Raw genomic sequence first — 17,862 nt, forward strand, 5'->3', positions numbered from 1 at the left:
GCGACCATAGCAACGGCAGGTCTCCGGCGCAAAGCCGTCGCACGCGAAGGCAGACAACACTTCGCCCAGCGATGGGAGCCATCATTCAGCGAAGAGGTTGGTGGCCATGTAGTCGACGAACACCCGAACCTTGGGAGAAAGATATCTGTTTGTCGGCCAAAGGATCCGAAACGTTCCGGTATCGGCCAGATAATCGTCCAGCAGCGAAACCAGTTTGCCCTCTGCGACCTCGGAGGCCACGGCAAATGCCGGAAGACAGGTGATCCCGAAGGATCGCTGCGCAAGGTAGATCAGTGGCTCCAGGGTGCTCGCGACCGTCGTCACAGGCAGGTCGAGTTTGACCTCATCTCCTTTGCGGGCCAGCGGCCAGGGCTCGAGCTTGCCGGAGTTGGCGAAACGATGGTGAAGGCAACGATGCTCCAGAAGGTCTTCCGGCACTTGCGGGTGGCCATGGGCCATCAGGTATTCCGGTGCGGCAACGATCCTGTGCCTGAACGTACCGAGCTTTCGGCTCATCAGCCGGGTGTCCCTCATCTCGCCGGTGCGGATGACGGCGTCAAACCCTTCTTCGATGACGTCGACCAGGCGATCGGAAAAGTCGAGGTCGAGATTGATGTCCGGATAGGTTTGCATGAAGGCGGAAATGGTCGGCATCAGGAGCATGCCGGCCAGCGGAAGGCTCACACGCAGCTGCCCGCTGGGAATGAGCTGCGCGTTCGACAGCCGCGACTGGGCGGATTCGTATTCCGATTGAATGCGCCAGCACGCTTCGAGAAAGAACCTGCCTTCTTCCGTCAGGGCCATGCTGCGGGTCGAGCGATTGAACAACCGGACGCGCAGCTCGTCTTCGAGCCGGGCGATCGCCTTGCCGACAGCCGAGCCGGAGAGGCCGAGGCGGTGGCCGGCTGCCACGAAGCTTCCAACTTCTGCCACCTGAATGAAGATGCCGAGCGTGCCGAGCTTGTCCAATGACTATCCTATTGCGGAATTTTCATCCGATGTGTTGCGAATAGGCGCCTATTTATCCGCTATCCCAAGAGCAATATCCAGATGTCGCCGCGGCCGCAATGGCCCGAGCTTCAGATGGAGACAGCCATGGAAACGAACCTCATTGCCGCCTTTGCGGGCGCGCCCACGCCAACGACCTTTATCGTCAACGTCATCCACGTCCATCCGGGAAAGCAGGAGGAAGCCTTCGACATCATCCAGGATGTCGTGCACTACGTCGCCGACCGGAAAGAAGGCTTTCTGTGGAGCAGTCTGGCAAGGAGCACCGACGGCCAGACGGTCGTCAACGTCGAGGCGATCCAGGGCGCCGGCAACGTCGACGAATTCTTCTCCGACCCGGTCTTCGTCGAGAAGTTCCGGAGGCTCGATGCGGTCTCCAAAAGCGAGTTCCATACCTATACGGTCGGCGATCTTGTTCTGCCGAAACGTGCAGCAGCGGTGTGACCGCTAGCATCGTGCGCTCGCGCAGTCCGGTCAGGACTCGCGCTTCCAACGCCTCGCGCGGGGCGGTGCAGCCGTTGGCGAGCGCATGGTTGGTGCAGGTATTGCCGCGTGAGTTTCCCAACGCGCGGTCACGCGGTGATTTCCGGCGCTGCGACTGTCTCGCGTTCTGTCAGGATGCGATCAATCAGCCCCCACTCCAACGCTTCCTCGGCCGTCATGAAGCGGTCGCGGTCCATCGCCTGCTCGAACTCTTCATAGGTGCGTTTGCAATGCTCGGCGTAGAGCCGCGTCATGCGCTGCTTGGTTTTCAGGATTTCCTCGGCATGGATTTGCATGTCCGATGCCTGTCCTTGGAATCCGCCTGACGGTTGATGAATCAGAATGCTGGTGTTCGGCAGTGCGGTGCGCTCGCCGGGTTCGCCTGCCATCAACAGGAACGACCCCATCGAACGGGCCGTTCCCATGCAGAGTGTATGAACCGGCGCACGGATGTATTGCATGGTGTCATACATGGCGAGGCCGCTGGTGACGACGCCACCGGGGGAATTGATGTAGAGTTGAATCGGCTTCTTGGGATTCTCGGCTTCCAGAAACAGCAACTGCGCGCAGACGAGTGCGGAAACGGTGTCGTTGACGTCACCGTTCAGGAAAATGATCCGCTCGCGGAGAAGGCGGGAATAAATGTCGAAGGAGCGTTCGCCACGGCTGGATTGCTCGATGACCATAGGGACGAGTTGCATCGCTTCGCGCATGGGCGAACTCCTGTAGGTTCGGATTTAAGGTGACTGGCTAGCTAGGCAATTCCAGGAAAAGTGCGAGGCGGTTTTCCGTCCGGAATTGCGTAAAAACAAAGGGCTGGAGCGGTCCTGCGCTTCCGTTAAAAGCTGAACCGCTCCAAAGCGTCAGGCGGCCAGCATCATCCACGGCCCATTGCTGTTCGCCGCTGGTGGCATCCGCAGGGCCAGCCTCGCATCCGCCAGCCCGTGAACGATCCTGAGTATCGTGCCGCCGTTGGCATCGGGCCTGACCTGAAACGTGACGATGCTCTCAAGGAAGGGCGGCTCATCGTCCCGCATCCTGTAGCTCACTTCCTCGCCCGGTGCCGTGGAGATCGGCTCGGCGTCTGCCAGTTGCTGCTCGGGCAGCCATTTGTCCCGAAAGGCTGGAATACTGACCGCCCGCCAGACTTTTTCCGGAGGGGCGTCGAGTTCGTATTCAAACACCAGATCTTTTTCCTGCCTTTCGGCCTCCGTATCGCTCATTGGTCCATGTCCTTCAGTAAGGCCTTCAACGCATCAATCCGCGCAGGCCAGTAAGCCCGATACTTCGCCAGCCATCCGGCTATGAGCGCGAGTCCGTCTGGATCGACCTCGTAGTTGACGAAGCGCCCCTGCCGCTCCTCGCGGACCAGCCGCGCATTGCGCAGCACGGAAAGGTGCTGGGACATCGCCGGCTGGCTGATGTCCATGCCGTCACGCAAAGCGCTGGCGTTCATGCTGCCGCTCGCCAGCTTCTCGAAGATCACGCGGCGTGTCGGGTCGGCCAGAGCTTTGAAAATCTCGTTCTCGATCATGCCAACAGATAAGCACACACTTATCTGATTCGCAAGGCTATTGTCAGGCTGCGGACGCACAAACCGGATGGGATATGGGCGAGCTTCACTTCCGCCCCTGGGGTCATTCGGCGTCAAAGACCTCACTGCAAGGCTTGCCACCCAGGTCCCGGATCACAAAGGCTCCACCAGCAGACCTGCCGCCAGGGCATGGAAAGCCTCGACCGCCTTCGGCATCACGCCCTGCGGATCTTCGCTGGCGGCGATCCAGAGGGCGGCATTGAGAGCGGCGCCACTCAGCAATCGGGCGGCCGCCTCTGCGTCGAGCGGCTTGAGGATGCCTTGGGCGATCAGGCGCTCCACCGTGCTCTTGGTCACCTGCAGACAGTTGTTCTGGCTCGGCCACTGCGAGGGATCACCCAGCACTGCAGGTCCGTCGAGCAGGACGATGCGTTGGACTTCCGGATTGAGCGCCATCTCGATATAGGCCGCCCCCTCGGCGAGCAGGCCCTGCCAATCGTTGCCCGCGCGCGCGCCGATCTCTTGAGCGCGCACCGCCATCTCCGTGTCGATCTGATCGACAACCGCCGCCAGCAGCCCGCGCTTGTCTCCGAAGTTGTGGTAGAGCGCGCCCCGCGTCAGACCGACGTCAGCCGTCAGTTCGTCCATCGATGCCGCGGAATACCCCTTTTCCGCAAAGGTCTTGCGCGCCGCCGCGATCAGCTTGACGCGGTTTTCCTGCATCGTTTCGCTGCGTTTCTTCGCCATGCGATCCCTCAATTTCATATACGAGGCGTATATGGACTTGACATGCGCGACGCATGCCATACATTTCACATACGTACCGTATATCAAATAGGGCGCGAGATGTGAAGCGAAACGCCGCGCTCATCGGTCGTTGTCAACAATATAGAGAGATCAGAATGACCCAACGTGAAGCAATCTTTCCTGCCAACCGGCACGCTCTTTACGAGGAGCACGGCTATTCCGCCGCCATCCGATCCGGTGATCTGTTGTTTGTGTCCGGGCAGGTCGGCAGCCGTTCGGACGGAACACCCGAACCCGATTTCGAAAGCCAGGTGCGGCTGGCCTTTGAAAACCTGAAGGCCACGCTGAGTGCCGCGGGCTGCACGCTGGATGATATCGTCGATGTCACCAGCTTTCACACGGATCCCGAAAACCAGTTCGGAACGATCATGGCGGTCAAGCAGGAGATGTTCAGCAAGCCACCCTACCCGAATTGGACTGCCATCGGCGTCAACTGGCTCGCCGGCTTCGACTTCGAGATCAAGGTCATCGCCCGCATTCCGTGAAGTTACTGACATTGCCGGGGCCGCATCCGACACCGCAAGAAGTGCCGGCAGGGAAGCGGCCCCGCGCTGCCACCCCCGGGACATTTGACAGCAGCACAACCTTAGGAGTTAAAGGACCAAGCCTCACTCCGAGAGGTTTCCTTGAAGCGCGCGTGGATCATCGGTTACTCCTCTGTTATTGCCTGCTTACATTGCCCTGGCGCCGCGGAGAATAACCCCGCAGCGCGCCGCGCTGCCATATATTTAGAAAAATCAACCGCATAATCTTGGGGAACAAAGATCTCCTCTGCGTGTTTTGACCGCATGGATCGTCATCTGATCCGCAAAATGGAGAAAACACCTATGAAGAAGATCGTCTTTGCGGCGGCAATTCTTGGCGCGTCTGCAATTGCAGCCCTTGCCCAGACAACACCGGCTCCATCTCCGGATGGAAATACACCTGCGGTTGCAACACCGGACACCAAAAACCCGACTGCGCCCGTTGAGGGCGCCAACAGCTTTACCGAAGCTCAGGCGAAGGATCGCATTGCGGAAGCGGGTTACACCGACGTCAAGGATCTCAAGCTGGATGACAAGGGGATCTGGATGGCCGCCGGCATGAAGGACGGCAAAGCCGTCTCCATCGCCCTCGATTATCAAGGCAACATCGTCGCCAAGTAACCCCAAGGAGAAGCATGATGAAAACTGTAACCGGACTATTCGATGATTATTCGGACGCTCGCTCCGCCGTCAGCAAATTGGAAGCGGCAGGCATTCCCTCGAACGACATCAGTATCGTCTCCAACAAGGCCGGCCGCATCGATCGCGACAATGATGTTGCCGAGGATGCCGCGACGGGGGCTGGCATCGGCGCTGCCGTCGGCGGCGCCGGCGGCCTGCTCACGGGACTGGGCCTGATGGCCATTCCCGGTGTCGGACCGGTGGTTGCCGCAGGCTGGCTTGCCGCGACTGCGGCCGGGGCTGTCGCCGGCGCCGTCGCTGGCGGTGCCGCTGGTGGCCTGATCGGTGCCCTCACCGATTCCGGCGTCCCGGAAGATGATGCCCACCTTTATGCCGAGGGTGTCCGCCGCGGCGGCAGCCTGGTCACGGCCAAGGTCGACGACGCCCGCGCCTCCGAGGCGCAGGCCATTCTCCAGGGTTCAAACTGGGTCGACCCGATCGAACGCCGGCGTGCTTATAACGAGCAGGGATGGACCCGCTTCGACGACACCCTCGATCCATACGCCCCCGAGCAGATTGAACAGGAGCGTAACCGGTATCGCCGGACGATCTAACCGGCCTTGAGTTCAACCCTCCTTGCACGTCGCAAGGAGGGTTGAAGCGTTGATCTCGGTGCTTGGGATCCTCAGTGGACAAGTCCCCGTCGGAGAACGCCGGGGCGCGAAAGTCCCTGCGAGCGTCGTCATCATCGGCTCATCGCGTCGATATGGCAGCCCGCGATATTTAGCATGAAAGGATTCCCTGTCAGGCGTGTTACAGTGCCTTTGTCTAGCTGAGCCTTCCGGCCGGTTGGCATTGTTGCCGAGTGATGACTTGCTTCGTGAGTCTCCGGCCCATGAGGGCCTCTCCATGCAAAAGATTCCCACAGTGCATTTCGAAGCGGCGAGCACTCTTGCCGTGGTGGTATCGTCCAATGAACCGCTGCTTTTCTTGTCCGACGACCTGAAGGTCATCGCGGCGAGCGCATCCTTTTGCCGGGCCTTCGACATCGACCCCGGGACAGTTTGCGGCCAAAGCCTCAGCGAAATTGGAAACGGCGAATGGGCGATGCCCAAGCTAGCGTCACTGCTGGCGGCCACTGCCTCGGGAAGTGCCACCATCGAGGCTTACGAAATCGACTTTCAACGGCCAAACCAGAAAACACGGCAGCTGGTCGTCAATGCACGGACGCTGGATGACGGCGACATCGATCATATTCGCCTGCTTCTCGCCATCACCGACGTGACCGATATGCGCGCCGAGGCTCGACTGAAAGATGATCTCGTTCGCGATAATGCGATCCTGCTGCAGGAGGTCCAGCACAGGGTCGCAAACAGCCTCCAGATCATTGCCAGCGTTCTCATGCAGAGCGCCCGCCGGGTCCAATCGGAGGAAGCGCGCGGGCACCTCCACAACGCCCATCACCGGGTCATGTCGATTGCGGCCCTGCAGCGGCAACTCTCGACGTCTAACGGCGGCAAGGTTGAACTGCGTGCCTATTTCACTCAGCTTTGCCAAAGCCTCGGTGCGTCGATGATCGCTGATCCTGACAGGCTTTCGATTCAAGTGACGGTCGACGACAGCGCCGTGGACGCGGACGTTTCCGTTCGCTTGGGGCTTGTTGTGACCGAGCTTGTCATCAACGCCCTCAAGCACGCCTTTCCCGATGAACGACCGGGCGCAATCGTCATCGACTATCAATCATCCGGCGACGACTGGACTCTCACCGTTACCGACGACGGCATCGGCATGGCCGCGGGCAGCGAAGCACCAAAGGCGGGCCTGGGGACCGGCATTGTGGAGGCGCTGGTAAAGACCCTGGATGGCGACATTCAGCTGAGCGATGCGGGTCCCGGCACCGCCGTCACCATCAGCCACCGGGAAAGCGCCGGTTCCCGCGACATTTCTACGGCCGCGTAGGAACCGATTGGCTTCCTACGCGCTATCCCATCGGAGCCCCCCGAGGTTCACACTCCAATTTGACCGAGTGAGTGATGAAAAATGGCAAGGCGGTCGTCCTGGTCGTCGAAGACAGCACGATCATTCGGATGAGTGCCGTCGATCTGGTACTCTCTGCGGGATACGAAGCGCTGGAGGCCTGCGATGCGGACGAGGCAATTGGCATCCTCGAATCCCGAGACGACATCGATCTGGTTTTCACCGATGTTCAGATGCCAGGCACAATGGATGGCATCAAGCTATCCCATTACATCCGGGATCGGTGGCCACCTGTCAGGTTGATTGTCGCATCCGGCGAAGCAATCCTCGAAGAGAGCAGTCTCCCCACGGGAAGCCGGTTCTTCTCGAAACCCTACGACAGCCACGCGATTACCGATGCCATGGCGCATCTGCTGTCGATCCAGAATAAGACTGGCTGCTAAACTAAGTGTTTTTCGACTGTGGGGTCTGGGCGCGTAGCGTCCTCCCGGCGCAATCGCCAGAGAATGGTGCGTCAATCAAGACGTGGTCCTCATCTGCGCTATCGGATCTTGACAGTTTTTGACATTCTGAGGTACGTACATCATCATTCCGTCCGAGCTGCGATCTGCGCTGCACCAACAATCAAGCCGAACCCGCGAGCGGGGCTGATCAAGCCAACAACAGAGCTTCGAAAGGCAGTGGAATGAAGGAGTTCAAGGTCAATCCAGACTTCGCCATAACAGATGAACAATCTCTTCGAAGTCTGTTTGACGCGACACATGCTCTGGCCATACAGAAGTGTCAGGGCACGCTCAGCACGCATGCGCAAGCCTTTATCCGGCGCTCGCCATTCCTCTGTATCGGCACCCAGAATTTGGATGGAAAGGCCGACGTCAGTCCCCGCGGCGACCCTGTCGGCTTTGTCAAAATTCTCGATGAGCGCACGCTGGCGATACCGGATCGACCCGGCAACAACCGTCTCGATACGCTGGTCAATATTCTCGCCAATCCCACCGTCGGACTATTGTTCATCATTCCGGGGTTTGACGACACATTGCGGGTGAATGGGCGCGCCACTCTGACGACCGATCCTGAACTTCTGGGGAGCATGCGTGTCAATGACCGCGCCCCCAAACTCGCAATCGTGGTCGAGGTGAGCGAGGTCTTCATGCACTGCGCCAAGGCATTTCGGCGCTCTCACTTGTGGAACCCCGATCATTTCCAGGATCGCACTGAGATGCCGTCAATTGTAAAGATCATTCTGGATCAGACGACTGGCGCGCCAAGCGACGAGGATGCGATGCGCAAAATCGATGACGATCTCGAAGATGAATACAAGAGGACGCTTTACTAGAGCAATTCCAGGAAAAGTGCGAAGCGGTTTTCCGTCCGGAATTGCGTAAAAACAAAAGGATAGAGCGGTTCTGCGCTTCCGTTAAAAGCTGAACCGCTCTAACTCGACGGCCGACCTCGACCGCCAACCATCTCACCCTCAGAGCAGCCTACCCACCCCAAAATATGCAATTGAAGCGAACCATGTTTGTCTCCAGCCGGCTTGATGCGAAGCTGATCCGGGCGTAGTTCAGGATACACCCTCTCCTCGACACCGATCTGAAACGAACCCATGGCGCACTCCCTCAATACAGCCCCCTCGCCCGCCGGCGGCCCCAACCAGCCGAAACTCGATACGGACGACATCTGGCAGGCCCGCGTCGATCTTGCCGCCTGCTTCCGGATGGCGGCAAGGCTCGGCATGGAGGAAGGGATCTGCAACCACTTCTCGGCCGTCGTTCCCGGCTATGACGACCTGTTCATCGTCAACCCTTACGGCTACGCGTTTGCCGAACTGACGGCCTCGATGCTGTTGATCTGCGATTTTCACGGCAACGTGGTGTCGGGCAGCGGGCAGCCCGAGGCCACCGCCTTTTACATCCACGCCAGGATTCACAAGAACATTCCCCGCGCCAAGGCGGCGTTCCACACCCACATGCCCTATGCCACCGCCCTTTCGATGACGGAGGGCGATCCGCTGATCTTTGCCGGGCAGACCGCATTGAAATTCTATGGACGCACGGCCGTCGACCGCAACTATAACGGCCTGGCGCTCGACGCGCGCGAAGGCGATCGGATCGCGGCGGCGATCGGCGATGCCGACATCGTCTTCATGAAGCACCACGGCGTCATGGTCTGCGCTCCCAATATCGCCGAGGCCTGGGACGATCTCTACTACCTCGAGCGCGCCTGCGAAGTGCAGACGCTCGCCCTGTCGACCGGACGCGAAGTCCTTGCCGTCGCGCCTGAGATCGCGGAAGCGGCATACCGGCAAATGCGCGAAGGCGATCCGGAGTCGGCCCGGCTCCATTTGGAGTCCGTGAAGCGCGCGCTTGATCGCAGCGAGCCCGAATACAAGCGCTGAGCCGCAGACCGCGGTTTAGGCGTGTGCCGGCCGCCAATGCGGATAGGTGACATAGGCGGTGAGCGCGCCCTCCTCGTGCGAGCGGATGGTCACCGTTTCACCTTTGGGCATGTAGACGATCTCGCCGGAGCCGGCGGTGACCGTTCCCCCGTCCGTCGAGACCGAAAGCCGGCCTTCCAGAACGATCATGACGTCGTCGACCGCCATTGTCTCGGTGAGGCTCTGGCCGGGCGCGTAACGTCCATAGCCGATAGTGATCGGCCCACCGCGCCGCTCGTCGACCAGATTGCCGACGGAGATGTCTGCCTCCTGTCCGGGGGAACGCTCCAACGACGCATCGGCGATCGTGAACTTACGCATCTTCATGATCTTCCTCCATTGCCGCATGCAGAGGTAGCGCGGAAATTTCAGACGCCAAGACGGTGCAAAACGCTCGAGGAGGTTCCCGCCTCATGGTTTCCTCGCCACCGAGAAAGGCGGGGGAGGCATGGCAACCCGCTTCACCCACACAAAGCTTTGGGATATCGATCCCGCGTGCCTTTTGGCCCGCGACACCGAAGCAGCCGTCCCAACGAGGAGGGAAACATGCGCTTTCTCCATAGGTCGGCCGTTCCTATCGAGGAATTTATTCGAGCAAAGAAGTTCCATGTGTTGCGATGTGATGTCGACGGCTTGACCAAACCCGTGGCCGTGCCTCCTTCCGAAGTCAGCGAATTGCTTGATAAGTCGCAGATAGCCTGGGGAGCCCGTGCGCCCTACTATCTCTCCGCTGGAATGACTGATGAACAAGCGCCCCTTTCGCTCGAAGACGCCGTTCGCCAGATCGAACAAACTTCTGGCGATGAATTTCTTTTGGACATGTATGTCGACGGAGGGCTGATATCGGTGTCAGCAAGCGTGCTGGAGTTCCAACAAGGAGCCAGCGAAGCAAACTGGTGGCAGCATCCACGCCCGTTCAAAAGACGATGGCGCGATCTTCCTGGCGTGCGGCATCTCATTCATTTGACGTCGACATTCAAGAGGTCATGATCGGGCGAGATTGAACTGGAGAAATCGCCAAATTTTCGGTGGAGACCTTCGCGCCATGATGGACGAGATTGAAATCCGGCGCGCCATTGGCAGTGACGCCCCTTTGATTAGCGAGCTCGTGACAAATACGATCCGCATCAGCAATTCGGCGGATTATCCCGCCAGCGTCATAGAGAGGGTCATCGGTAATTTCTCTGCCGATGCGATCGTGAAATTGATGGACAGCCGGACCGTCTGGGTCGCCCTTCAGGGCGGTGAACCCGTGGAAACGCAAGCCTTGACGGGAATACGGTGAGGACGGTTTTCGTATCTCCGATAGCTCAGGGGCGCGGCATCGGAAGACGCCTCATGCAGACCGTTGAAGCGGCTGCTTTTGCCAACGGCATAAAGGCTTTGCAGGTTCCCGCCTCTCTGACTGCGAGAAATTTCTATGCCCGCCTCGGTTACAACGAAGTGCGGGAGGTTTTATTTGGCGAAGAGCGCACTTTCGTGATGGAAAAGCAGATCGGTTGATCAGGCAGAAGGCAAGAGGCCAGCCCCGTCCTTCGAGGCCCCTTTGGGGCACCTCGGCCGGAGAGAGGTTGCAGCCTGGTTCAACGGGAAGCGCAGCGGCAAGACGCGCCGCTAACCCGAGGCAAGCACCACGACTAGCCCTCATCCTGAGGTGCGCAGGCCAAAGGCCGGAGCCTCGAAGGACGAGGGCGGGTGGCGACACGGTCGCGCTGGAAGCCGCTCCCCCACCCGTCACCTTACGAATCCGTAAGTTGTGGCAAAGCCGTCCTCTCGGCTAGATCTCGCCCCCAGGCATGCCGGGAAGATCGGGCTGATGCGAATCCTGCTTATCGAGGACGATACCAAGACGTCCGATTATATCGCCAAGGGCTTTTCCGAGGCCGGGCATGTCTGTGACGTGGTTGGCGATGGCCGCGATGGGCTGTTTCAGGCGCAGCGCGAGGCCTATGACGTCATCGTCGTCGATCGCATGCTGCCGGGCCTCGATGGCCTGGCGATCGTGCGTTCACTGAGGGCTGCCAAGGTCGGCACGTCGGCGCTGTTCCTGACATCGATCGGCGGCGTCGACGATCGGGTCGAGGGGCTGGAGGCGGGCGGAGACGATTATCTGGTCAAGCCCTTTGCCTTCTCCGAGCTGATGGCGCGGGTCAACGCGCTTGGCCGGCGGCCGCCGGTGCAGGAGCAGAGGACGGTGCTGAAGGTTGCCGATCTCGAACTCGATCTGATCCGGCGGGAGGCGCGCCGCGCCGGCCAGGTGATCGAGCTGCAGCCGCGCGAATTTACCCTGCTCGAGGTGCTGATGCGCGGCGAAGGCCGGGTCATCACCAAGACGATGCTACTGGAGCGGGTCTGGGATTTCCACTTCGATCCGAAGACCAGCGTCGTCGAGACCCATATCAGCCGCCTCAGGGCCAAGGTCGACAAGCCGTTCGAAATCCAGCTTCTGCATACGGTCCGCAACACCGGATACAGCCTGCATGCGCCTCGCTAGAACAGGAAAATCTCAAATCCTGTTCGCAATTCAAAGAGTAAGAGTATGATGTCGTCCGAAAACCGCGCACACTTTTCGGCATCATGCTCGAGCCTGCGCAGAAGCACGCCGTTCCGGCTTGCCGTCACCTTCGGCGTGCTCTTCGTCGTCACCTTCATCCTGAGCGGCGCGATCATCTACCACACGCTGCGCCTTGGCCTTGAGCGGGATCTCGACCAGTCACTGAACGAGATGAATTCGCTTATTGTCTCGACCTACAATCCCGGTGACACCGAGGATCTGGTCAATACGCTGAACAATTATGCGAGCTTCCAATCAACCTCCGACGGGCTTTATTCGCTGACCGATGCAGGCGGGCGCAAACTCGCCGGCAATTTCGCCGCACCCCGTATCCCGAACGGCGTCTATACCGTCACCTCCAGGGATGTCGGGCTGAAGGGGCATGAACGCTACCGGATGCAGGTCTCGACCATCGGCTCCTACAGCCTGGTGGTGGCGGAAAACTTCAACGATGTCGACGAGATGCTGCGCATCGTGCTTGTCAGTTTCGAATGGGCGGCCGCAATCGTCGTCGCGACCGCGATCGGCGGCGGCGTCTTTCTCGCCGTTCGCGCCCAGGCGCGGCTGGACAGGGTGGCGCTGACCATGAACGACGTCTCCCACGGCGCGCTCGACGCCCGCATTGCCATCACCGGCAACGGCGACGATCTCGATATGGTGGCGATCCAGATCAACGCGGCGCTGGAGCGGCTGCAGAGATTGGTCGAGAGCATGCGGCAGGTGAGCGCCGATATCGCCCACGACCTGAAGACGCCGCTGAACAGGCTGCGCCTGACGCTGGATGCCGCGGTGGCCGGAAATGACCGGCAGGCCGATGTGTCGGCCCTTCTCGACGAAGCGAGACACGAGAGCGACCGGATCAACGCCACTTTCGAGGCACTGCTGCGCATTTCCCAGATCGAGGCCGGCGCCCGCAAGGAGCGTTTCCAGGCAACCGATATCGACGCCGTGCTTGCGGTGATTTCCGAGGTCTATGTCGATGTCGCCGAAGACGCGCTGATGGCGCTGAGGATTGTGGAGCGCTGTCCCGCGCTCATCCGCGGTGACCGTGATCTGCTGACGCAGATGATCGCCAACCTGGTGGAAAACGCGATCAACCACTGCCCGGCCGGAACTGACATCACCATTTCGCTCCGCTGCCGGGGCGGCCGCGCCATCGTCTCGGTCGCCGATAGCGGCCCCGGCATTCCCGCCGATGAAAGAGACAAGGTCTTCCGGCGTCTCTACCGGCTCGACAAGAGCCGCGCGACGCCGGGAAGCGGCCTCGGGCTCAGCCTCGTCAAGGCGATCGCCGACCTGCATTCGGCTGAGATCACCATGGCCGACAATCATCCCGGCCTCATCGTTTCGATCGGCTTCCCGCTGATGCCGGCGGAGAAGTCCTAACTTCTCATCCGCCATGCCGCGAGCCGGCTGAAGCGGGCGGTGAAGCGGCGCACTTCAGCCGCGGCGCGATACGGCAGCACGCTCCACGGCCGGCGGCGGCCCAGCCGGTAGGTCGAAAGCCCTGCCTGGATCTGGGAACAGGGATCGGCCCTTTGGCTCACCGGCAGCGGATCGACAAAGCAGGCGCTCAGCCCATCATCGAACTCCAGATCGAAGGCGAGATCATAAGGCAGGCGCATGGGGACAAGCACACCGGCAATCCAGCCCGCCGCCTTGCGATTGATCAGATAGGCGCCGGACCCCTTCTCGCGGGTGAGCGCGATGGCAAGCGAGCGTGACGCGGTCAGCGGCTCCACCTTGTGCTTTTTCCCGGAATTGACGGTCGACAGCCGCAGGATGTCCCAGCGCGCCTGGTGCTCGAGAGCGGCCTCGAGCAGCTCGGCCAGATCGTCATCGAAATCGAGATCGTCTTCCAGAATGAGCGCGAACTCGGCATGGCTGCCGAGGAACCGCTTGGCGCATTCGACGTGGCTGAGATAACAGCCGATCTCGAAAGGGTTCGGCCGGCGGCCGTGCCGGCTGAGATAGGCTGCTTCGTCAAAACCCGGATGCGGCAGGCTCAGCCCTGCCCCATCGACCGCCGCCACGCGCTCGAAGGCAAGGCCGAAGCTTGCCAGCAGGCGCTCCATTCGAAACCGGCGCAATGGCGCACGGTCGAGATTGATCAGATAGGTGTTCACCCGCAGGCTGACCGGATGAAGGGCCGGCATTAGGGTGGCAGTTGCGGCACGCATGTTCATGAGAGGACCTCGACTTGGCAATGATGGCGCCAAGCCTGCGCTCCAAACCTCACGGGGACCTCGCTGGAACTATACATTTTGGTAAAGTGCGGCGGTCGAACGGCCGGGGCTGCATTCTTTACGGATTGGTATGATCCCGGCAAAGTGCACGTAAGAATGCCGCGCTACCAGCTCTCCTGCGGCACGCCGTGGACGCCTCCCTTCCCGCGATCGAAACGACAACCAGCGCGCCTTCGATGACGACAGCGACCCACTGCGTGCCGCGCCGGATGGGCCTTGGCTGAGCAATCGGCTCAGAGCCCACCACTCTTAAACCCCGACGGAGACCAACGATGAAATCAGTTACCAGACTGCTGCCACTTTTCGCCGCAGTTGCCATCGCCTGCTCGGCCGGAGCAAGCTTCGCGGCCGCCACCGTGATCAATGTTACGGAAGATGGAGAAGGCGGCGGTGCAATGTCGCTGAAGCTCGACCCACCAACGGTGAAAGCCGGCCCCGCGACCTTCGCAGTCCATAACGATGCGATGACGGAGCAGCATGAAATGATCGTCGTTCGCCTGAAATCTCCGGACCTGCCGATCCCGCTCAACGCTGCCAAAAACCGCGTCGATGAATCAAAGCTGAAAAGCCTTGGGAAGGTTTCCGATCTGAAGCCAGGCGCCAGCGGCAAGCTGAATGCCAGGCTGGTGCCGGGGACCTACCTGCTCTTTTGCAATATGAAGGGACACTACGAAGCCGGGATGGAAGCCAGACTGACGGTTACGCCGTAGGGCTTGCCAGCAGGACCGCTTCCAGCCAGTTGTGTCGGCATCGTTTTTCGTGAAAAGTTGTGGCATGAGTGACCACGTCAAGATCGACATTGACGCCCTCCGCAAAATTGGGTGGGATCATTGGGACCCTATCGGAATTCGTCAGCTCGATGATCCGGCTTGGCGAACCGACGCAGCCGAAGAATACGACACCTATCTCCTGCAGGCTGCCCACATGATCCTGCAGGGCGCGACATGCGAAACAGTTGCTGCCTATCTCGATGACATCATTTCCGATTCCATGGCGCTCGGACCTCCAAGCGAGGCCGTTCATCGCGCTTCCCTGCTTACGGCCGAAGCGATCTCGGCCTATTTGCAGATCGATCGAGCAAGCTTCTGACAAACAGGCGTCTTCGAACACTCTTCGCAAAGGAGAAAATCTTGGCCGAGAATGATTATGATGCCTTCGCGGCCGCCTATGACGCCGATAACGAGGTCAATGCCTGGAATGCCTATTACGAGCGGCCGGCCATTCTTGCGCTGGTTGGCGAGGCCGCCGGGCTTTCCGTGCTTGATGCGGGATGCGGCGGCGGGGCGCATGCGGCAGCGCTCCTTGAGCGCGGCGCTGTTGTGACCGGGATCGACGCCAGTGCCGGCATGCTTGAAATCGCGCAACGTCGCCTGGAAGGGCGCGCGCGGCTGCTGCCGGCGGATCTCAACGAAGCATTGCCGTTTGCGGACAAAGCTTTCGATCTGATCCTCGCCTCGCTCGTCATGCATTATCTGCCCGACTGGTCGAGGCCGCTTTCGGAGTTCAATCGGCTGCTGCCAGAAGGCGGCCGCCTGGTTTTTTCCACCCACCATCCGTTCATGGATCACGCCTCGACCGGCCGCGACAATTATTTCGAAACCTACAGCTTCGATGAGGTCTGGCAGCGCGGCGGCAAGGAAATCGCCATGCGCTTCTGGCATCGGCCGCTGCACGCCATGTTCGACGCACTCAGGTCGGCCGGATTTCAGATCGATATCGTCAGCGAGCCCCAGCCCGATCCGCAAGCCCGCACGCTTTTTCCGCAGGCCTATCAGAGCCTGACGACCAAGCCGCGGTTCCTGTTCTTTTCGGTGGTGAAAGCATGAGGACGGATGACGAGAGCCTTTCTCTTACGCCGGGACTGCAGCCCTACGGATGGCCGGGCTAAGCGACAGCACCGACCCGTCATTTCTTTTCCTGCCAATATCTTTGCCAGAGGTCGAGCCTCGGCTTCAGCGTATCGGCTCCGAACGTCACGCCGTGATTGGTGAAGTCGATGACCCTGTGGACGAAGGGGTCGTGGTGAGGCCATTTTGGCCGTGAGCCTCCATTGGGGTCACCGCTCGTTGCAAATTGGACCCAGTAAGCACTCGCCAATGTGGCCATGGCCCAGTCGGCAGGCGTAACCTTGTCTTTCACCAGTGCGTCTGGGATGTTGAGCGTATAGGGAATTTCGAAGCCGTGCTCGACGCGGCGCAGAGAAGGGACTTGTCTCTTACCGTTTCGCAGTTCTGCCATATATTTCAAAATATGAGAGTCCGGCGGACGATTGTGTGGCGTTTGGAGCTTTGGCGGTGGATGCCGTCAATCCTTGCTTTGCTGACGTTGTTCTCGGCTTTGAGCCTGGCGACGCCCGCATCCGAAGCTGAGCGTGTCGCTATAGTCCTCAAGATGAACGGGGCGATTGGCCCGGCGACGGCCGACTATGTAAGACGCGGCCTTCAACGGGCCAATGAACGTGGCGCCAGCCTAGTCGTCCTGCAGATCGATACGCCCGGCGGTCTCGACACGTCGATGCGCGACATCATTCGGGCGATCCTTGCCTCGTCGATACCCGTCGCGAGTTTCGTTGCACCCAGCGGAGCACGAGCCGCCAGCGCCGGCACCTATATTCTTTACGCAAGCCATATCGCGGCAATGGCACCGGGCACCAATCTGGGTGCGGCGACGCCGATCGCACTTGGCGGCCGACCATCCGATGGTGACCGAAACGACAGCCCTGATACGACCGGCAAGCAGCGGCAAGTGCCGCGCGATGCCGGCGAGGCGAAGGCGATCAACGATGCGGTGGCCTATATCCGCGGGCTGGCGGAACTGCGCAATCGCAACGCCGACTGGGCGGAGCGCGCCGTGCGCGAGGCCGCGAGCCTTTCCTCCGCCGCGGCTCTGCGTGAGAAGGTCATAGATTTCACGGCGGCCGATATAAACGATCTCCTGGCACAGGCGCAGGGCCGGGTCGTGCGGGCCGGTCAAATGGATGTCCGGCTCGAAACATCGGGTCTCATCGTCCAGGAACTTGAACCGGACTGGCGAACCCGCCTGCTTTCGGTGATCACCGATCCGAACATCGCGCTGATCTTGATGATGGTCGGTATCTACGGCCTGATCTTTGAATTTCTGACGCCCGGGACGCTGGTGCCGGGAACGATCGGCGGCATCTGCCTGCTGCTTGGTCTCTATGCTCTGGCCTTGCTGCCGGTGAGTTTTGCGGGCCTGGGGCTGATCGTTCTCGGCGTGGGTCTGACGGTGGTCGAGGCCCATTCGCCGTCCTTCGGCGCACTCGGCGTCGGCGGCGGCATCGCACTGGTGCTCGGCGCTACCATCTTGTTCGACACGGATATACCCGGGCTTAAGGTTTCCTGGCCGGTGCTTGGCGCAATCGCCGTCGCCTGCCTCGGTCTTAGCCTTATCATTGCCCGTCTCGCCTTCATCTCGCGTCGGCACGATGTCGTCACCGGAAGTGAGCAGATGATCGGAATTTCGGGCAAGGTCGACAGCTGGACGGGCATCTCGGGCTACGTCATCGCCCATGGCGAGCGCTGGAAGGCCGTTTCAACTGAGCCGCTTGCCGCCGGTGACCGCGTGAAAGTGACCGGTCGGGATGGGTTGACGCTCGAAGTGGTTCGCAGTTCGCAGGAGGCCTAGCGGCCTTCAGATGCAGGAGGAAAAGT

The 17,862-nt window shown here is 60.4% G+C and carries 24 protein-coding genes and 1 pseudogene; 17 read left to right on the forward strand and 8 right to left on the reverse strand.

What is annotated here, in order from left to right:
* Window positions 1-81 precede the first annotated feature (81 nt).
* Complete coding sequence (locus G9X68_RS03610) at window positions 82-969, reverse strand: LysR family transcriptional regulator (RefSeq protein ID WP_171601301.1); 888 nt, start codon at window positions 967-969, stop codon at window positions 82-84.
* Window positions 970-1,095: 126 nt separating this feature from the next.
* Here G9X68_RS03610 and G9X68_RS03615 point away from each other — a divergent pair, with 126 nt between their 5' ends.
* Window positions 1,096-1,452: an antibiotic biosynthesis monooxygenase gene (locus G9X68_RS03615; RefSeq protein ID WP_171601302.1), complete on the forward strand. Its 357-nt coding sequence runs from the start codon at window positions 1,096-1,098 to the stop codon at window positions 1,450-1,452.
* A gap of 128 nt (window positions 1,453-1,580) precedes the next feature.
* On the opposite strand, the gene G9X68_RS03620 is transcribed toward G9X68_RS03615, so the two are convergent.
* From G9X68_RS03620 to G9X68_RS03635, 4 genes are all read right to left on the reverse strand, one after another.
* Window positions 1,581-2,204 (reverse strand): ATP-dependent Clp protease proteolytic subunit, encoded by a 624-nt coding sequence (locus G9X68_RS03620; protein ID WP_171601303.1) that lies wholly within the window; start codon window positions 2,202-2,204, stop codon window positions 1,581-1,583.
* A gap of 150 nt (window positions 2,205-2,354) precedes the next feature.
* Window positions 2,355-2,714: an SRPBCC family protein gene (locus G9X68_RS03625; RefSeq protein ID WP_171601304.1), complete on the reverse strand. Its 360-nt coding sequence runs from the start codon at window positions 2,712-2,714 to the stop codon at window positions 2,355-2,357.
* Window positions 2,711-3,025, reverse strand: a complete 315-nt coding sequence (locus G9X68_RS03630; protein ID WP_168312855.1) for an ArsR/SmtB family transcription factor — start codon at window positions 3,023-3,025, stop codon at window positions 2,711-2,713. The genes G9X68_RS03625 and G9X68_RS03630 overlap by 4 nt, the downstream gene beginning before the upstream one ends.
* A 153-nt stretch (window positions 3,026-3,178) precedes the next feature.
* Complete coding sequence (locus tag G9X68_RS03635; protein ID WP_171601305.1) at window positions 3,179-3,790, reverse strand: TetR/AcrR family transcriptional regulator; 612 nt, start codon at window positions 3,788-3,790, stop codon at window positions 3,179-3,181.
* 137 nt (window positions 3,791-3,927) lie between these two features.
* Between G9X68_RS03635 and G9X68_RS03640 the strand changes: the two genes are divergently transcribed.
* The 7 genes from G9X68_RS03640 (at window position 3,928) to G9X68_RS03670 (ending at window position 9,352) form a co-directional block, all read left to right on the forward strand.
* A complete protein-coding gene (locus G9X68_RS03640) occupies window positions 3,928-4,317 on the forward strand; it encodes a RidA family protein (RefSeq protein ID WP_131716493.1) in 390 nt (129 codons plus the stop codon).
* A gap of 342 nt (window positions 4,318-4,659) precedes the next feature.
* A complete protein-coding gene (locus G9X68_RS03645) occupies window positions 4,660-4,977 on the forward strand; it encodes a PepSY domain-containing protein (protein ID WP_168312857.1) in 318 nt (105 codons plus the stop codon).
* A 17-nt stretch (window positions 4,978-4,994) separates the two neighbouring features.
* Entirely contained in the window at window positions 4,995-5,591 is a 597-nt protein-coding gene (locus G9X68_RS03650) for a general stress protein (RefSeq protein WP_171601306.1), read from the forward strand.
* Between the two features lie 295 nt (window positions 5,592-5,886).
* Window positions 5,887-6,936 (forward strand): sensor histidine kinase, encoded by a 1,050-nt coding sequence (locus G9X68_RS03655; RefSeq protein WP_171601307.1) that lies wholly within the window; start codon window positions 5,887-5,889, stop codon window positions 6,934-6,936.
* 74 nt (window positions 6,937-7,010) lie between these two features.
* On the forward strand, window positions 7,011-7,397 hold the full coding sequence (locus G9X68_RS03660; RefSeq protein WP_171601308.1) for a response regulator: 387 nt from the start codon (window positions 7,011-7,013) through the stop codon (window positions 7,395-7,397).
* Between the two features lie 242 nt (window positions 7,398-7,639).
* Window positions 7,640-8,290: a pyridoxamine 5'-phosphate oxidase family protein gene (locus tag G9X68_RS03665; RefSeq protein ID WP_171601309.1), complete on the forward strand. Its 651-nt coding sequence runs from the start codon at window positions 7,640-7,642 to the stop codon at window positions 8,288-8,290.
* A gap of 270 nt (window positions 8,291-8,560) precedes the next feature.
* Window positions 8,561-9,352 (forward strand): aldolase, encoded by a 792-nt coding sequence (locus G9X68_RS03670; RefSeq protein ID WP_129418267.1) that lies wholly within the window; start codon window positions 8,561-8,563, stop codon window positions 9,350-9,352.
* Window positions 9,353-9,367: 15 nt separating this feature from the next.
* On the opposite strand, the gene G9X68_RS03675 is transcribed toward G9X68_RS03670, so the two are convergent.
* Window positions 9,368-9,718, reverse strand: coding sequence for an AraC family ligand binding domain-containing protein (locus tag G9X68_RS03675; RefSeq protein WP_171601310.1), 351 nt, complete (start codon window positions 9,716-9,718; stop codon window positions 9,368-9,370).
* 219 nt (window positions 9,719-9,937) lie between these two features.
* On the opposite strand from G9X68_RS03675, the gene G9X68_RS03680 reads away from it, so the two are divergent.
* From G9X68_RS03680 to G9X68_RS03695, 5 genes are all read left to right on the forward strand, one after another.
* A complete protein-coding gene (locus G9X68_RS03680) occupies window positions 9,938-10,381 on the forward strand; it encodes a hypothetical protein (protein WP_171601311.1) in 444 nt (147 codons plus the stop codon).
* Window positions 10,382-10,436: 55 nt separating this feature from the next.
* Window positions 10,437-10,676, forward strand: a complete 240-nt coding sequence (locus tag G9X68_RS31765) for a hypothetical protein (protein WP_244956105.1) — start codon at window positions 10,437-10,439, stop codon at window positions 10,674-10,676.
* On the forward strand, window positions 10,673-10,894 hold the full coding sequence (locus G9X68_RS31770; protein ID WP_342355312.1) for a GNAT family N-acetyltransferase: 222 nt from the start codon (window positions 10,673-10,675) through the stop codon (window positions 10,892-10,894). The genes G9X68_RS31765 and G9X68_RS31770 overlap by 4 nt, the downstream gene beginning before the upstream one ends.
* A gap of 313 nt (window positions 10,895-11,207) precedes the next feature.
* A complete protein-coding gene (locus tag G9X68_RS03690; protein WP_171601312.1) occupies window positions 11,208-11,885 on the forward strand; it encodes a winged helix-turn-helix domain-containing protein in 678 nt (225 codons plus the stop codon).
* Window positions 11,886-11,930: 45 nt separating this feature from the next.
* Window positions 11,931-13,331, forward strand: a complete 1,401-nt coding sequence (locus G9X68_RS03695; RefSeq protein ID WP_171601313.1) for a HAMP domain-containing sensor histidine kinase — start codon at window positions 11,931-11,933, stop codon at window positions 13,329-13,331.
* Here G9X68_RS03695 and G9X68_RS03700 read toward each other — a convergent pair.
* Window positions 13,328-14,131 carry a glycosyltransferase family 25 protein gene (locus G9X68_RS03700; protein ID WP_171601314.1) on the reverse strand — a complete coding sequence of 268 codons (804 nt, stop codon included), beginning with the start codon at window positions 14,129-14,131 and terminating at the stop codon, window positions 13,328-13,330. The genes G9X68_RS03695 and G9X68_RS03700 overlap by 4 nt on opposite strands.
* A gap of 332 nt (window positions 14,132-14,463) precedes the next feature.
* Here G9X68_RS03700 and G9X68_RS03705 point away from each other — a divergent pair, with 332 nt between their 5' ends.
* From G9X68_RS03705 to G9X68_RS03715, 3 genes are all read left to right on the forward strand, one after another.
* Entirely contained in the window at window positions 14,464-14,901 is a 438-nt protein-coding gene (locus tag G9X68_RS03705) for a copper resistance protein (protein WP_171601315.1), read from the forward strand.
* Between the two features lie 64 nt (window positions 14,902-14,965).
* Window positions 14,966-15,280, forward strand: a complete 315-nt coding sequence (locus tag G9X68_RS03710) for a hypothetical protein (RefSeq protein WP_171601316.1) — start codon at window positions 14,966-14,968, stop codon at window positions 15,278-15,280.
* 41 nt (window positions 15,281-15,321) lie between these two features.
* The gene (locus G9X68_RS03715; protein ID WP_171601317.1) at window positions 15,322-16,017 is read left to right on the forward strand and encodes a class I SAM-dependent methyltransferase; all 696 of its coding nucleotides are present in this window, start codon (window positions 15,322-15,324) and stop codon (window positions 16,015-16,017) included.
* A 79-nt stretch (window positions 16,018-16,096) separates the two neighbouring features.
* Here G9X68_RS03715 and G9X68_RS03720 read toward each other — a convergent pair.
* A pseudogene (locus G9X68_RS03720) lies at window positions 16,097-16,432 on the reverse strand (carboxylesterase family protein); the annotation flags it as partial.
* A gap of 57 nt (window positions 16,433-16,489) precedes the next feature.
* On the opposite strand from G9X68_RS03720, the gene G9X68_RS03725 reads away from it, so the two are divergent.
* Complete coding sequence (locus G9X68_RS03725) at window positions 16,490-17,836, forward strand: NfeD family protein (protein ID WP_171601318.1); 1,347 nt, start codon at window positions 16,490-16,492, stop codon at window positions 17,834-17,836.
* The last annotated feature ends 26 nt before the right edge of the window (window positions 17,837-17,862 follow it).

The sequence above is a fragment of the Rhizobium changzhiense genome, from assembly GCF_013087625.1.
GTDB lineage: Bacteria > Pseudomonadota > Alphaproteobacteria > Rhizobiales > Rhizobiaceae > Rhizobium > Rhizobium sophorae.

Excerpts from the sequence above, each read along its gene's own strand:
- G9X68_RS03615 (WP_171601302.1), top strand. The coding sequence starts at position 1,096 with ATGGAAACGAACCTCATTGCCGCCTTTGCGGGCGCGCCCACGCCAACG.
- G9X68_RS03620 (WP_171601303.1), bottom strand. The coding sequence starts at position 2,204 with ATGCGCGAAGCGATGCAACTCGTCCCTATGGTCATCGAGCAATCCAGC.
- G9X68_RS03625 (WP_171601304.1), bottom strand. The coding sequence starts at position 2,714 with ATGAGCGATACGGAGGCCGAAAGGCAGGAAAAAGATCTGGTGTTTGAA.
- G9X68_RS03630 (WP_168312855.1), bottom strand. The coding sequence starts at position 3,025 with ATGATCGAGAACGAGATTTTCAAAGCTCTGGCCGACCCGACACGCCGC.
- G9X68_RS03635 (WP_171601305.1), bottom strand. The coding sequence starts at position 3,790 with ATGAAATTGAGGGATCGCATGGCGAAGAAACGCAGCGAAACGATGCAG.
- G9X68_RS03640 (WP_131716493.1), top strand. The coding sequence starts at position 3,928 with ATGACCCAACGTGAAGCAATCTTTCCTGCCAACCGGCACGCTCTTTAC.
- G9X68_RS03645 (WP_168312857.1), top strand. The coding sequence starts at position 4,660 with ATGAAGAAGATCGTCTTTGCGGCGGCAATTCTTGGCGCGTCTGCAATT.
- G9X68_RS03650 (WP_171601306.1), top strand. The coding sequence starts at position 4,995 with ATGAAAACTGTAACCGGACTATTCGATGATTATTCGGACGCTCGCTCC.
- G9X68_RS03655 (WP_171601307.1), top strand. The coding sequence starts at position 5,887 with ATGCAAAAGATTCCCACAGTGCATTTCGAAGCGGCGAGCACTCTTGCC.
- G9X68_RS03660 (WP_171601308.1), top strand. The coding sequence starts at position 7,011 with ATGAAAAATGGCAAGGCGGTCGTCCTGGTCGTCGAAGACAGCACGATC.
- G9X68_RS03665 (WP_171601309.1), top strand. The coding sequence starts at position 7,640 with ATGAAGGAGTTCAAGGTCAATCCAGACTTCGCCATAACAGATGAACAA.
- G9X68_RS03670 (WP_129418267.1), top strand. The coding sequence starts at position 8,561 with ATGGCGCACTCCCTCAATACAGCCCCCTCGCCCGCCGGCGGCCCCAAC.
- G9X68_RS03675 (WP_171601310.1), bottom strand. The coding sequence starts at position 9,718 with ATGAAGATGCGTAAGTTCACGATCGCCGATGCGTCGTTGGAGCGTTCC.
- G9X68_RS03680 (WP_171601311.1), top strand. The coding sequence starts at position 9,938 with ATGCGCTTTCTCCATAGGTCGGCCGTTCCTATCGAGGAATTTATTCGA.
- G9X68_RS31765 (WP_244956105.1), top strand. The coding sequence starts at position 10,437 with ATGATGGACGAGATTGAAATCCGGCGCGCCATTGGCAGTGACGCCCCT.
- G9X68_RS03690 (WP_171601312.1), top strand. The coding sequence starts at position 11,208 with ATGCGAATCCTGCTTATCGAGGACGATACCAAGACGTCCGATTATATC.
- G9X68_RS03695 (WP_171601313.1), top strand. The coding sequence starts at position 11,931 with ATGATGTCGTCCGAAAACCGCGCACACTTTTCGGCATCATGCTCGAGC.
- G9X68_RS03700 (WP_171601314.1), bottom strand. The coding sequence starts at position 14,131 with ATGAACATGCGTGCCGCAACTGCCACCCTAATGCCGGCCCTTCATCCG.
- G9X68_RS03705 (WP_171601315.1), top strand. The coding sequence starts at position 14,464 with ATGAAATCAGTTACCAGACTGCTGCCACTTTTCGCCGCAGTTGCCATC.
- G9X68_RS03710 (WP_171601316.1), top strand. The coding sequence starts at position 14,966 with ATGAGTGACCACGTCAAGATCGACATTGACGCCCTCCGCAAAATTGGG.
- G9X68_RS03725 (WP_171601318.1), top strand. The coding sequence starts at position 16,490 with ATGCCGTCAATCCTTGCTTTGCTGACGTTGTTCTCGGCTTTGAGCCTG.